A 12,465-nucleotide genomic window follows, 5' to 3' on the forward strand; every position below is an offset into this window, starting at 1 on the left:
CCGGCCGCCTTTACTCACCCACGACCTTCAGCGGACCGAGGTCGCCTTGACCCACCGTGCCCGACGCCATCTCCATCATGCGATCGAGCGACCGCTTCGCGCGCAGCCGCAGCCCTTCCTCGATCTCGACCTGCGGCGTCATGTCGCGCAACGCCAGGTAGAGCTTTTCCAGCGTGTTCAGCGCCATGTACGGGCAGATGTTGCAGTTGCAGTTGCCGTCGGCACCCGGCGCACCGATGAAGGTCTTCTGCGGCACCGCCTTTTCCATCTGGTGGATGATGTGCGGCTCGGTCGCGACGATCACCGTGTCGCTCGGCGTGGTCTTCGCGAACTCCAGAATCGCGCTGGTCGCGCCCACCATGTCGGCATGATCGAGAACATGGGGCGGACATTCCGGATGCGCCGCCACCGGCGCGCCCGGGTGCAGCGCCTTCAGCTTCAAAAGCTCGGTTTCCGAGAACGCCTCGTGGACGATGCACACGCCCGGCCACAGCAGCATCTCGCGCCCCAGGCGGCGGGACAGGTATCCGCCCAGATGCTTGTCGGGGCCGAAGATGATCGGCTGGTCCTTGGGGATCTGCGACAGGATCTTCTCGGCCGACGACGAGGTGACGATGATGTCGCTCAGCGCCTTCACCTCGGTCGAACAGTTGATGTAGGTGAGCGCGATATGGTCCGGATGCTCCGCGCGGAAGGCGGCGAAGCGGTCGGGCGGGCAGCTGTCCTCCAGCGAACAACCGGCATCCATGTCCGGCAGGATCACCGTCTTTTCGGGCGACAGGATCTTCGCCGTTTCCGCCATGAAGCGCACGCCGCAAAAGGCGATCACGTCCGCGTCGGTCGCCTGCGCCTTGCGGCTCAGCTCCAGGCTGTCTCCCACGAAATCGGCCAGGTCCTGGATCTCCGGCCGCTGGTAGTAATGCGCCAGGATGACGGCGTTGCGCTCCCGCTTCAGCCGGTCGATCTCCGCCAGCAGGTCGACGCCCGCACCCGCGCCCGCGGCAAGCCGTGCATCCATGTCCATCATCCTCGAAAAGCCCTGCCCGCCAGATGGCCGCGCGACGCCGTGCGATCAAGTGCGGGGACGCTGCCCCGGATCAACGCGGCCGCTCCGGCTCAGGCGGCCACCGCCCAGCGTTCGCCTGTCGCCACGATCCGCCCGCGCCGGTTGAGGTCGTTCAGATGCGCGCGCACCGACAGGCCGGCCGCGCCCACCAGCCGCTCGTCCAGCCCCACATACATGCGCCGGACAAGCGCGGGCACGTCCGCCTCCCCTTCCTTCAGCAGGCGAAGGATCTGCCCCTCACGGTGCTTGCGGTGGCCCAGCTGCCCGCGCACCAGCCGCCGGGGCGTGTCCACGGCCCCGCCATGGGCGGGGAGATAGAGGCTGTCGTCGCGCTCCAGGAGCCGCTCCAGGCTCGCCATGTAATCGCCCATGTCGCCGTCGGGCGGGATGATCACGGTGGTCGCCCATCCCATCACATGGTCTCCGCTGAACAGGATGCCGGTGCCGGCCAGCGCGAAGCACAGGTGGTTGGACGTGTGGCCGGGCGTCGCAACCGTTTCCAGCACCCAACCGGATGCGGACACGCGCTCGCCATCGGCAAGGACCCGGTCGGGCCGGTATTCGGCGTCAAAGCCGGCGTCCGCCTTGGGCGCGTTCGGATCGAACCGGATCGGCGGCCCGCCCAGGATGGGCGCACCCGTCGCGGCGGCAAGCGCGCGGGCGGCCGGGCTGTGGTCGCGGTGACTGTGCGTTGCGATGATGGCGGCGACCCGCTCGCCCGCCACCGCGTGCCTAAGCGCATCCACATGCGCCGCGATGTCCGGGCCGGGGTCGATCACTGCAACCTCGCCCTCACCGACGATGAAGCTGTTGGTGCCCCATTTGGTGAACGGAGAGGGGTTGGGCGCGATCACGCGGCGCACGCCCGGCGCCACCGTCTCGACCGTTCCATGGGGCGGCATGTCCATGCCACCCCAATGGGAACGGCCGCCGGCCAACGCAAGCGTCAGCGGGCGCGCAGCTCCGCCAGCGCCCGGTCGATCTCCGCCAGCGCCATGTCGCGCTGTTCCGCCGTCAGCGGCTCGCCCGTCGCGGCCAGGCTCTCGCGTGCCCGCTCCAGCGCGCTGATCTGCGTGCTCAGGTCGACGTCGCGGCGGAAGATGTTGCGGCAGATCACCGTCCGAGACTCACCGGTCGACGCATGCGTGTCAGCACCCTCCCGGTCCATCCTGCAGGGCTGGCCGCTCAGCATGCGGACGCGGAACGTGTCGGGCAGGCGCGTGCCGTTCCGCCGCAGGAACGCGGTGCGGCCTTCCCGCATGTTCTGGACGGCAACGGCCGCAGCAGCGCCGGCCGCGCGCGCTTCGGCGCCCGCCGCGCGGGCCTGCTCGCCCGCGGCGCGGATCGCAGCCCGGTCCTCTTCGGACAGGCCGCTCAACGCCTGCTCCTCGTCCTCGTCGCGGTCGATGATGATGACGCGCGGCGCACGCCGTGCGGTGGTCGCGGCCGGCGGCTCGGGCGCCACCGGCGCGTCCGCCGCGGGCGGAGCGGCAGGCGCCGCCGGTGCGATCGGCGCGGCCGCCGCCTGGACGGCCTCCACCGTCGACGCCGCCATGCTGCGCCCGGTCTCCGCCGCCAGGCTGCCCGACGCCGTGACCGCCACGCCGGCGATCACCGTTGCTGCAACCAACCCGCCGCCGAACCGGCTCGTCTTCGATGCGCGTCCAAGCATTTTCAGCCTCCCTTTCAGATCCTCCGCATCGCCCAGCGGCGCCAGCACCGCGGGCCGCCGGCCGATCGCCGACTTCACCAGCGCCGCGCCATAGGCATGCCGCTCGTCCGGCCGCGCGCCGCGCAGCACCACGGCGTCGCACGCCAGTTCCTGGTCGGCGCGGAACGCCCGGTGCGCCCGGTGCGCGATCGGGTTGAACCAGTGCAGCGCCACCATCACCAGCGCCGCCATGTTCGCGGACAGGTCGGCGCGGGCATGGTGCGCTTCCTCATGCGCCATCGCCAGCCGCAGCTCGTCCGCGTCGTACCGGCGCCGCCAGTCGGCGGGCAGCACCACGCGCTTCACGAAGATGCCGGCGGCGAACGGCCCCGGCACCGCCGGGCTCGCGCACACCTCGATGCCGCGACGATCCAGCATCGGCAGCTCGCGGGCGCCGTTCAGCGCGCGCGCCATGAAGCGGCGATAGGCGATCAGGTGCCACAGGAGGAACAGCGCCGCGCCGCCCAGCCAGACCGCAACCAGCATCGCGCCCCACGGGATCGGCGCGGCCGTCGCCACCGGCACCGCGCCGCCCAGGTCCAGCACCACCAGCTCGCTTGCGGCAAGGCTCGCCAGCGGCGTCTCGATGGCACCGGCCGGCAGCGGCGGCGCGATCATGCGTAGCGCCGGCATCAGCCACAGGGCATAGGCGACGCGCGGCCCGAACCGCTGCGCCACGGGTCCGCGGATGGCGAGCACGAGCAGCATCAGCACGCTCGTCGCGATCAGCGTCTCGATGATCCAGGCGCTCATTGCTTCAACTCCCGAAGCAGCGCCTCGATCTCGGCGATGTCCTCCGCGGTCAGCGCGTCCTGCGCGGCCAGGTGCGCGACCAGCGGCGTCACCTTGCCCCCGAACAGCCGGTCCACCAGCCGCCGCGACTCACCGGCGACATAGTCGCCGCGCGCGATCAGCGGCCGGTAAAGATAGCGGCGACCATCCTCCTCGTGCCCGATCGCGCCCTTCGCGAGCAGGCGGGACAGCAGGGTCTTCACGGTGCGGATGTTCCAGTCGCGTGCCTCGCCCGCGCGATCCGCCACTTCCTGTGCCGTCAACGGGTGCTGCTCCCACAGCACCTCCATCACATGATGCTCGGCTTCGCTGATCCTGCTCACCTGACTACCCCTGTAATCGTGACGACTACATTTGTGGTCAGTTTGGCTGAACGCGTTGTGAACGGCCATGCGCGTTCGACGAACGACATGGCGGTCGCACCGCTGTCGGCGGATTTTACAAATCGCCTCGTCGTCAATACATCGCTAACCTTCGTGGCTGGCGGATCGCCGCCATTGTCGGAAAATGGCACGCGCCATGCACAGTATGATGCGGTTCCGAAGTGCCTGAGTGGCGGACCAGCGCTTATCCGGTCTCGCGCTGGTCCGCCCTCACCCGCCCTCCGGTCTCCCCTCCGCGACGAACATGAAAACGGCCCCGCCGACCGGATGCCGGATCGACGAGGCCGCTGGTTAGTCTCGCTTGCCTTCGGTGGCGGACGGCTCAGCCCGCCTTGGCGATGCCCTTGTCCGCCATCAGCTCGGCCAGCTCGCCGGCCTCGTACATCTCCATCATGATGTCCGACCCGCCGATGAACTCACCATCGACATAAAGCTGCGGGATCGTCGGCCAGTCCGAATAATCCTTGATGCCCTGCCGGATGCCCTGGTCCTGCAGCACGTCGACGCTTTCGTACGACACACCCAGGTGATCCAGGATCGCGATCGCACGGCTGGAAAAGCCGCACTGCGGGAACAAGGGCGTCCCCTTCATGAAAAGCAGGACCTTGTTGTCCTTCACCAGCGCATCGATCCGCGCGTTCGTGTCGTCCGTCATCGTTCACCTCCTGCGGGAACGGCGGTGGTGAGCTGCAGCGCGTGCAGCTCCGTTCCCATCCGGCCGCCCAATGCGTCGTAAACCGCCTTCTGCTGCCGCACGCGCGACAGGCCGGCAAAGGCCGCGCTGGTCACACGCGCGGCATAATGGTCGCCGTCTCCCGCCAGATCGTCGATCTCGACCACCGCATCCGGGATCGCCGCCACGATCAACCGGCGGATCTCGTCCGCCTCCATCGCCATGTCAGGCGCCGCGCACGACGTGCTGACGGGCCTGCTCCTCGCAGGCGTTCAGGGCCTGGCGGATCTCGGCGTCGTCGATCCCGACCCCTGCGGCGGCAAAGTCGCCGGTCAGCTTGCGGATCACGTCCGCCTCGCCCGGCTCCTCGAAATCGGCCTGCACGACGGCGCGGGCATAGGCCTCCGTCTCCTCGGCCGTCAGCCCCATGCGCTCGGCCGCCCACTCGCCGACCAGGCGGTTGCGGCGTGCCGTGATGCGGAATTCAAGCTCGGCATCGCGCGCGAATTTCGCCTCAAAGGCACGCTCGCGATCGTCGAAGGTCGTCATCGTGGCTCGTCTCCCCTGCCCGGCCGGCGCCGTTGAGGGTCCGAGATAGGATGAGGTCGGCGCCCTCGCAACGCCGACGTCACTCCTTGGCGGCGATCTCGGATTGCGGCGATGACGGAAGCTCGGCGCGGTTGCGCGCGGAGGCGGCCACGGCCGCGATGCCGCTGATCGTCGCGCCCGCGACAAGCAGGATCATGACACGCTTCATCCGGACTACCTCGTCGTCATGGTGACAGGGGTGGGCGCACCCGCTGCGTCAAGCTGCAGCCAGTCGCCGCGCGGCAGCCCGTAAAGCGCTTCCATCACTTCGATCTGGATGCCGTTGGGTCGGCCGCTCTGCGAATTCCACAGCAGCGCCACGCCCGCCTTTGTCGCCGGGTCAAACAGGATGGCGGACCGATATCCCCGCACGGCTCCCTGATGTCCGACCAGCCGGTGACCGTGAAACCGATAATCGCGCCAGCCGAGCGCATAGCGCCCGTCCTCCATGGCGCGGCTGAACGCGCTGCCCCGGCGCGGCGACGCCACGCGCGGCTGGTGGATCTCCTCCAGCAAGCGTTCGGACAGCACGGCGGGCTCGCGCCCCATCTGCGCGCGCATCCACAAGGCCAGGTCGAAGATCGATCCGTTCACGCCGCCCGCGGCCGGCACCCGGTAATAGGGCTCGGTCACCTCGACCTCGCGCCGTCCGACATGCGGCCGCGCCCAACTGGGGGAATTCACCAGCTCGATGCGCGTCAGGCTGGCGTTGGCCATGCCAAGCGGGGCGAAGATCCGGTCGCGCACCACCGACTGGTAACTGCGACCCGTCACCTGCTCCACCACCTCGCTGGCGGCATCGAACGCGACATTCTGGTACCCGTGGCAGGTCGAAACCGCGCAGATCGGCCGCAACTGCCCCAGCGATGCGCGAATGCGCTTCGGATCCTGACCGCTCTCCAGCCGGTCGTCATAGGCATTGGCGTAAAGGCCGACGCGGTGCGACAGCACGTCCGCGATCGTCGCAACGCCCTCGCCGCCACCCGGCAGGCGCAGCGACTGCGCATAGCGCGCGACCGGGTCGGTCAGCGACAGCCGCCCGTCGTTCGCCAGCATGCCGATCGCCGTGCTCGCCACGCCCTTCGACAGGGATGCCCAGCGGAACACCGTGTCCGGCCGCACCAGTTGCCCGCCCGAGGCCTGGGTGGTGCCATATCCCTTCAAGAAGCTGATCTCGCCATTCTCGATGACGGCGACGGCAAGCCCGACGATCTCGGGCTGCTGCGCCAGCCGCGTGATGCGGTCGTCCAGCCGGCGATAATCGATGCGCGACGGGGCCTGCAGCGCGGATGCCGGGATCGATCGACCGGTCGGCCGGACCAGATCGTCGCCTTCCGCGGCATGGGCCGGCGCGGCCGTGCCCGGCGACAGCAGCGACGGAAGACCCAGCACCGCACCGGCACCAAGCAGAAGTGCCGCCGCGACCGTGCCGAGCGAACCCGCGCGCCGCGTCGGCGTCCCGCCGTCGTTCATGCTGCCGACCCCCGCATCATGCTCCCCATGTAAGCGGTTGAATCAGAACGTCAGGTTTATGACAACCCTGGCGCCCAATGCCGTTGGAAAAATGCGACAGGGCGAGTCGCACCTGGGCTGAAACGTTCGGGTGCTCGAAAAGGCGGCGGGAACCGGCTGGCGTCAGGCCTGGTACTGTGCCGTGGTCTTCGCGGCGACCTCGTCGGCCGTGACACCGGGCGCAAGCTCGACGAGCCGGAACGGCGTCTGGTGATCGGCCCGCTGGAACACCGCCAGGTCGGTCACGATCATGTCGACCACGTTCTTGCCCGTCAACGGCAGGGTGCAGTCCGGGATGAACTTCGGGTCGCCGTTCTTGGACGTGTGCTCCATGACCACGATGATCTTCTTCACGCCCGCGACCAGGTCCATGGCGCCGCCCATGCCCTTCACCATCTTGCCCGGGATCATCCAGTTGGCGATGTCGCCGCCTTCGGACACCTCCATCGCCCCCAGGACGGTCAGGTCGATATGCCCGCCGCGGATCATGGCGAAGCTGTCGGCCGACCCGAAATAGGACGACGATGGCAGCTCGCTGATGGTCTGCTTGCCGGCGTTGATCAGGTCGGGATCGACCTCGTCCTCGTACGGAAAGGGGCCGATCCCCAGCATCCCGTTTTCCGACTGCAGCGTCACCGTCATGCCGGCAGGTATGTTGTTGGCGACCAGCGTCGGAATGCCGATGCCGAGGTTGACGTAGAATCCGTCCTTCAGCTCCTTGGCGGCGCGCGCCGCCATCTCGTCGCGGGTCCAGGGCATCAGCTCAGCCGTCCTTCGTTGGTGTCAATTCGGCACTCATGCGCCGCCGGATCGTCACGGTGCCGGCGTGCCCGGCGCCACCGGCCGCGGCCATCGCCGGTCGGCCGGAAACAGGTCGTCCAGCCCGCCGCGATCCCACGGGCCATAGGCGGGGTTGGCAAGCAGGAACCAGCCGCGCCCGATCCGCTCCCCGGCCGGCGCCGTCGCCACCCGCTGCCGCCGGGCGGCGACGCTCAGCGCGCGGTCGTTATAGGCATCCGCGAAATCGCCCATCTGGTCGCCCGCCATCGCCAGCACGCAATACCGCGCCGCGATCGCCGCGCGCCGCGGGTCCTTGCCCGACCCCGGCGCGATGTCGCCGCGCAGGAACAGCGTTTCGCCGTGCACTGCCTCGCCAAGCCCGGCGCCGCGGATGGCGGCGGCGGCCTGCGCCGCAAAGCGGGCTTCGCGGTTCGAGTTGAACACCACCGTCACGCCCGCTGCCCGCATGGTGGCGAGCGCCGAGGCAAGCCCCGGCATCGGCTCCACCAGATCCGCCCCGCCTTCCTCCCACCGCGCCCAACGGGCCGCGTCGAACGGCGGATCGCCATGGGTCGCGGCGTCGTAGTTCGCGCCCGTGTTGAGGATCGCTGTTTCATCGACATCGAAGATCACCGCGGCCGGCTTGCTGCCACACTCCGTCCACCGCGGCGCATCGAGCGTGGCGCTCGGCGCCATCACTGCGCTCTCCACCGCCGCGCCACCTGCGCGGCGGCGCTCGGCGGCAACGACATAGTCCGCCATGTCCGAAAAGGTTCGCCGCGCCAGCAGCGCCGCCTCGCCCGACCCGTGCAGCCACAGGAGCGACTTCGGGATCGGGTTTTCCTGCGCCGCCTCAACCGGGGCGGGCGCGCGACCAGCGCCCGCGCCGTCCATTGTCCCCGCGCAGCCCGCTACCGCAAGCAGCGGCAGCAGGGCGGCGGACCGCGCCGCGCTCCATGGCGGGCGCCTCGTCACGCCGCGGCCCGCTCGCGCACCGTGCGGAACTCGATCTTCTTGGCATACGGCGCGCCGACGATCATCCGCTTCACATAGATGCCGGGCACATGAATCATGTCCGGGTCGAGCGTCCCGACCGGCACCACCTCTTCCACCTCCGCCACGCACAGGCTCGATGCGGTCGCCATCGGCTGGTTGAAGTTTCGCGCAGTCTTGCGGAACACGAGGTTGCCGGCCTCGTCCGCCTTCCAACCCTTGATGATCGACAGGTCCGCGCGGATGCCGCGCTCCAGGATATAATCCTCCCCGTCGAAGCTCTTCACTTCCTTGCCCTCGGCGACCAACGTGCCGACACCCGTTTTCGTGTAGAAGCCGGGGATGCCAGCCCCGCCGGCGCGGCACCGCTCCGCCAGCGTTCCCTGCGGGCAGAACTCCACCTCGAGCTCGCCTGCCAGATACTGCCGCTCGAATTCCTTGTTCTCGCCGACATAGGACGAGATCATCTTGGCGATCTGCCGGGTGCGCAGCAGCTTGCCGAGCCCTTCGCCATCGATCCCGGCATTGTTGGACACGACAGTCAGCCCTGTCACCCCGGATGCCTGGATCGCGTCGATCAGCCGCTCCGGGATGCCGCAAAGGCCAAAGCCGCCCGCGCAGATCGTCATGCCGTCCTTCAGCAGTCCGGCCAGCGCGGCCGTGGCATCGGGGTAGAGCTTCTGCATCGACATCCTCCGGCTCACTCTCGCCGGCGGGATAGGCGGCTGTTAGCTTTCCGGTCAAGGAACCCACCGTTCATGGAGGAGGCAAGCTTCCTTGGCCGATCACGCAACGCCGAACCTGCCCTCGCGGGATTTTGCCGCCACCGCCGCCTTCTATGCGCCGGCCGGCTTCATCCAGGCATACCGATCCGACGGATGGATGATCCTTGAGCGCGGCGGGCTGGTACTCGAATTCTTCGCCTTCCCCGGCCTGGACCCACTGTCCAGCAGCTTTGGGTGCTGCCTCAGGCTCGACGACCTGGACGGATTCTATGCCGTCTTGAAAGCGTGCGGGATCCCGGAGCGCGACGACGGCCAGCCGCGGCTGCAGCCGCCCCGACGTCAGCCATGGGGCGGCCGGGTTGGCTTTCTGATCGATCCGGACGGCAGCCTTTTCCACCTCGTGCAGAACTGATCGGCGCACAGCTGCGTTGACACGTACCGGTGCCCACGCCACCCCCGCCACATCAAACAAGGACGATCGGGAGCGGAACAATGGCAGGCGCGCGCAGCGGCGGACGGATCCTGGTCGACAACCTCGTCGCCCAAGGCTGCGACCGCATTTTCACGGTTCCCGGCGAAAGCTTCCTGGCGGTGCTTGACGCCCTCCACGACACGCCCGCCATCGATCTTGTGGTCTGTCGGCAAGAGGGCGGTGCCGGGTTCATGGCCTGCGCGGACGGCTCCCTCACCGGCCGACCGGGCATTGTCTTTGCCACGCGCGGCCCCGGCGCCACCAACGCATCGATCGCCGTTCATGTCGCGATGCAGGACTCGATCCCGCTCATCCTCTTCATCGGCGACGTCGCCCGCAGCGATCGGGACCGTGAAGCCTTTCAGGAGGTCGACTTCGCCGCTGCGTTCACGCCACTCGCCAAGTGGGCCGCCCGCATCGACGATGCTCACCGCGTGCCTGAATATGTCGCCCGCGCTTATGCGGTGGCCATGTCCGGCCGCCCCGGCCCCATCGTGCTCGCGCTGCCGGAAGACATGCTGACGGATGTCGCGCAGGCGCATGATCGGCCGCGCGTCACCCGGCCGGCGCAATTTCCGGATCCCGGCGCGATGGAAGCCTTGATGGCGATGCTCGACGATGCGGAGCAGCCCGTCGCCATCGTCGGCGGCGCGGACTGGGACGCGTCCGCTGCCGATCATTTCCGCCGTTTTGCCGAGCGGATCGGATTGCCCGTGGCCGCCGCGTTCCGCCGGCAGGACGCGATCAACAATCGCTCTCCGGTCTACGCCGGCAACCTCGGCTACGGTCCCAATCCAAAGCTGCTGGAGCGGGTTCGCGACGCAGACCTGCTGCTGGTCGTCGGCGCGCGGCTGGGCGAGGCGACGACGGACGGCTACACGCTCATCACGCCAGACCACCCCGGTCAGCGCCTCATCCACGTCCACCCCGATCCGCAGGAGCTTGGCCGGGTCTTCCACCCCGATCTTGCCATCTGCGCGGATTGCAGCGAGTTCGCCGAAGCGGCCGAGGCTTGGGAGGACGAGGTCGTCCCTTTCGAACATGGCGCTCAGGCGCACGCGGACTGGCAGGCCTGGAACACGCCGGCTCCATCGGTCGCCGCGCTCGACCTGGCGGCCTGCGTCGCGCACATGCGCGCAACCGTTGGCGGGCCCGACACCATCCTGTGCAACGGTGCTGGCAACTTCTCCGGCTGGTGGCATCGCTACTGGAGCTACGAGGCGACCGGCAGCCAGCTTGCCCCCACCGCCGGCGCGATGGGCTATGGCCTTCCCGCTGCGATCACGGCCTCGCTTCGTCGACCGGAGGCACGCGTGATTGCCCTGGCGGGGGACGGAGACTTCCTGATGAACGGACAGGAACTCGCCACCGCCGTCCAGCATGACTGCGACATCATCGTCATCGTCGTCGACAATGGCAGCTACGGCACGATCCGCATGCATCAGGAGCGTCGCCACCCTGGACGGGTTTCTGGCACCACGCTCGCCAATCCCGATTTCGCGGCCCTCGCACGGGCCTATGGCGCGCAGGCAGCAACCGTTGTGGCAACCGATGAGTTCGGCCCCGCCTTCGATCACCTGCTTGCGCAGCGTGGCGTCCGCCTCCTCCATTTGAAGACCGATGTGGAGCAGATCGCACCCGGCATCACGGTTGCCGCGCTCAGGGGTCTTTGACGACGACGTCCTGGCTGTCCCAAATCGGGTCCAAAAAGGTTAACGGTCGCTTGCCTGCTTACCCTTGGCAGGTCATCCCCCTGTTGCTCGCCTGCAAGGGGCGGTGAGCACGGGCGCCGACAGCGGCGTCATGACAGGGGAAGAACCATGTTCAAGTCGATCTTCTCGGTCGGCGTCGCGGCTTCCATGCTTGCAGCGACGCCGGCCCTTGCGGCAACCACCTTCAATCTCGGCGGATCGAGCGACGACAGTGTCGTGAAGGTCTTTACGTCCGGCGATCTCTCCCTGGTCGCGGCGGGCTTCACCTACAGCGGCCCGCCGTCGGGCTTTCCGAATGGAACTGGCGACGTGATCGATGCCGCGCTTCATCAGAGCGCAGCCGGGATCGGCGTGTGCCCCGGGGAAACCGGAGCCTTCTGCAACCAGGTCGACAGCAACTCAGGCGACAATGAAGGTGTGCTGTTCTTTCTGGCGGATGGAAGCGACTTCGCCCTTTCCTCCATCACCTTTTCGATCGTCGACGACAACGACACGCTGCAGCTGGTGGGCCTCACCGACACAGGAACGGTGCCGATCGGCTTTTCCGGTACGATCGCCGGTGGCCTGCCCGGCACGACCACCACGCGTCTGTCGAACGGCACCTATCGGGTGGATCTAGCGACCGGCGCCTTCCAGGGCTTTGCCTTTGGGCAGCAGCGCAGTGGCGCCGATGGTTTCCGCATCAACAGCATCACGGTTGCTGCCGTGCCGGAGCCGGCAAGCTGGGCGATGATGATCGCCGGCGTCGCGCTGGTCGGCAGCACCGCGCGTCGGCGGCGGCGGATGGTGCACGCCTGATCAGCATGCAAAAAGGGGCCGCGCGGATCGCACCGCGCGGCCCCTCAATTGCCGTACCAATATGTCGGCTTAGATCTTGTCGCCAAGTGCACCCTTCACATCACCCTTGGCCTGTTGGCCCTTGCCGGCGGTCTCCTGCGCGGCACCTTCGGCGGCCAGCTTCGGATCATTGGTGTTCTTGCCGATGGCTTCCTTGGTCTTGCCGACCACCTCGTTCGCCGCGCCCTTCAGCTTGTCGGTCAGTTCGCCCATCTGTCGTC

The 12,465-nt window shown here is 68.4% G+C and carries 15 protein-coding genes; 3 read left to right on the forward strand and 12 right to left on the reverse strand.

The features are described from left to right. Positions 1-10: 10 nt before the first annotated feature. From nadA to GGR88_RS06520, 11 genes are all read right to left on the reverse strand, one after another. Positions 11-1,018, reverse strand: coding sequence for a quinolinate synthase NadA (gene nadA / locus GGR88_RS06470; RefSeq protein WP_167953746.1), 1,008 nt, complete (start codon positions 1,016-1,018; stop codon positions 11-13). Positions 1,019-1,116: 98 nt separating this feature from the next. Continuing rightward, complete coding sequence (locus tag GGR88_RS06475; protein WP_167953747.1) at positions 1,117-1,974, reverse strand: MBL fold metallo-hydrolase; 858 nt, start codon at positions 1,972-1,974, stop codon at positions 1,117-1,119. Positions 1,975-2,012: 38 nt separating this feature from the next. After that, positions 2,013-3,530 carry a M56 family metallopeptidase gene (locus tag GGR88_RS06480; protein ID WP_167953748.1) on the reverse strand — a complete coding sequence of 506 codons (1,518 nt, stop codon included), beginning with the start codon at positions 3,528-3,530 and terminating at the stop codon, positions 2,013-2,015. After that, positions 3,527-3,892, reverse strand: a complete 366-nt coding sequence (locus GGR88_RS06485) for a BlaI/MecI/CopY family transcriptional regulator (RefSeq protein WP_342449735.1) — start codon at positions 3,890-3,892, stop codon at positions 3,527-3,529. Before GGR88_RS06485 ends, GGR88_RS06480 begins: the two co-directional genes overlap by 4 nt. Before the next feature lie 382 nt (positions 3,893-4,274). Beyond that, entirely contained in the window at positions 4,275-4,607 is a 333-nt protein-coding gene (gene grxD / locus GGR88_RS06490; RefSeq protein ID WP_167953750.1) for a Grx4 family monothiol glutaredoxin, read from the reverse strand. Then, positions 4,604-4,849: a BolA/IbaG family iron-sulfur metabolism protein gene (locus GGR88_RS06495; RefSeq protein ID WP_167953751.1), complete on the reverse strand. Its 246-nt coding sequence runs from the start codon at positions 4,847-4,849 to the stop codon at positions 4,604-4,606. Before GGR88_RS06495 ends, grxD begins: the two co-directional genes overlap by 4 nt. A gap of 1 nt (position 4,850) precedes the next feature. Further along, positions 4,851-5,174 carry a DUF1476 domain-containing protein gene (locus GGR88_RS06500; RefSeq protein WP_167953752.1) on the reverse strand — a complete coding sequence of 108 codons (324 nt, stop codon included), beginning with the start codon at positions 5,172-5,174 and terminating at the stop codon, positions 4,851-4,853. 213 nt (positions 5,175-5,387) lie between these two features. Beyond that, positions 5,388-6,686, reverse strand: a complete 1,299-nt coding sequence (locus GGR88_RS06505; protein WP_167953753.1) for a serine hydrolase domain-containing protein — start codon at positions 6,684-6,686, stop codon at positions 5,388-5,390. Positions 6,687-6,848: 162 nt separating this feature from the next. Beyond that, positions 6,849-7,484, reverse strand: coding sequence for a CoA transferase subunit B (locus GGR88_RS06510; RefSeq protein ID WP_167953754.1), 636 nt, complete (start codon positions 7,482-7,484; stop codon positions 6,849-6,851). A gap of 54 nt (positions 7,485-7,538) precedes the next feature. After that, positions 7,539-8,480 carry an HAD family acid phosphatase gene (locus tag GGR88_RS06515; protein ID WP_342449736.1) on the reverse strand — a complete coding sequence of 314 codons (942 nt, stop codon included), beginning with the start codon at positions 8,478-8,480 and terminating at the stop codon, positions 7,539-7,541. Then, positions 8,477-9,184 (reverse strand): CoA transferase subunit A, encoded by a 708-nt coding sequence (locus GGR88_RS06520; protein ID WP_167953755.1) that lies wholly within the window; start codon positions 9,182-9,184, stop codon positions 8,477-8,479. The genes GGR88_RS06515 and GGR88_RS06520 overlap by 4 nt, the downstream gene beginning before the upstream one ends. 91 nt (positions 9,185-9,275) lie before the next feature. Here GGR88_RS06520 and GGR88_RS06525 point away from each other — a divergent pair, with 91 nt between their 5' ends. The 3 genes from GGR88_RS06525 to GGR88_RS06535 all read left to right on the forward strand — a co-directional run bounded on the left by GGR88_RS06525 (position 9,276) and on the right by GGR88_RS06535 (position 12,205). Beyond that, positions 9,276-9,635 carry a bleomycin resistance protein gene (locus GGR88_RS06525; RefSeq protein ID WP_167953756.1) on the forward strand — a complete coding sequence of 120 codons (360 nt, stop codon included), beginning with the start codon at positions 9,276-9,278 and terminating at the stop codon, positions 9,633-9,635. Between the two features lie 80 nt (positions 9,636-9,715). Further along, complete coding sequence (locus tag GGR88_RS06530; protein ID WP_167953757.1) at positions 9,716-11,368, forward strand: thiamine pyrophosphate-binding protein; 1,653 nt, start codon at positions 9,716-9,718, stop codon at positions 11,366-11,368. A 147-nt stretch (positions 11,369-11,515) separates the two neighbouring features. Further along, positions 11,516-12,205, forward strand: a complete 690-nt coding sequence (locus GGR88_RS06535) for a PEPxxWA-CTERM sorting domain-containing protein (RefSeq protein ID WP_209023202.1) — start codon at positions 11,516-11,518, stop codon at positions 12,203-12,205. 69 nt (positions 12,206-12,274) lie between these two features. Here the strand turns inward: GGR88_RS06535 and GGR88_RS06540 are convergent, their stop codons facing one another. Continuing rightward, on the reverse strand, positions 12,275-12,457 hold the full coding sequence (locus tag GGR88_RS06540; RefSeq protein ID WP_167953758.1) for a CsbD family protein: 183 nt from the start codon (positions 12,455-12,457) through the stop codon (positions 12,275-12,277). Positions 12,458-12,465 lie beyond the last annotated feature (8 nt).

Origin of the sequence: Sphingomonas jejuensis (assembly GCF_011927695.1) — a bacterium.
Classification (GTDB): domain Bacteria; phylum Pseudomonadota; class Alphaproteobacteria; order Sphingomonadales; family Sphingomonadaceae; genus Sphingomonas_K; species Sphingomonas_K jejuensis.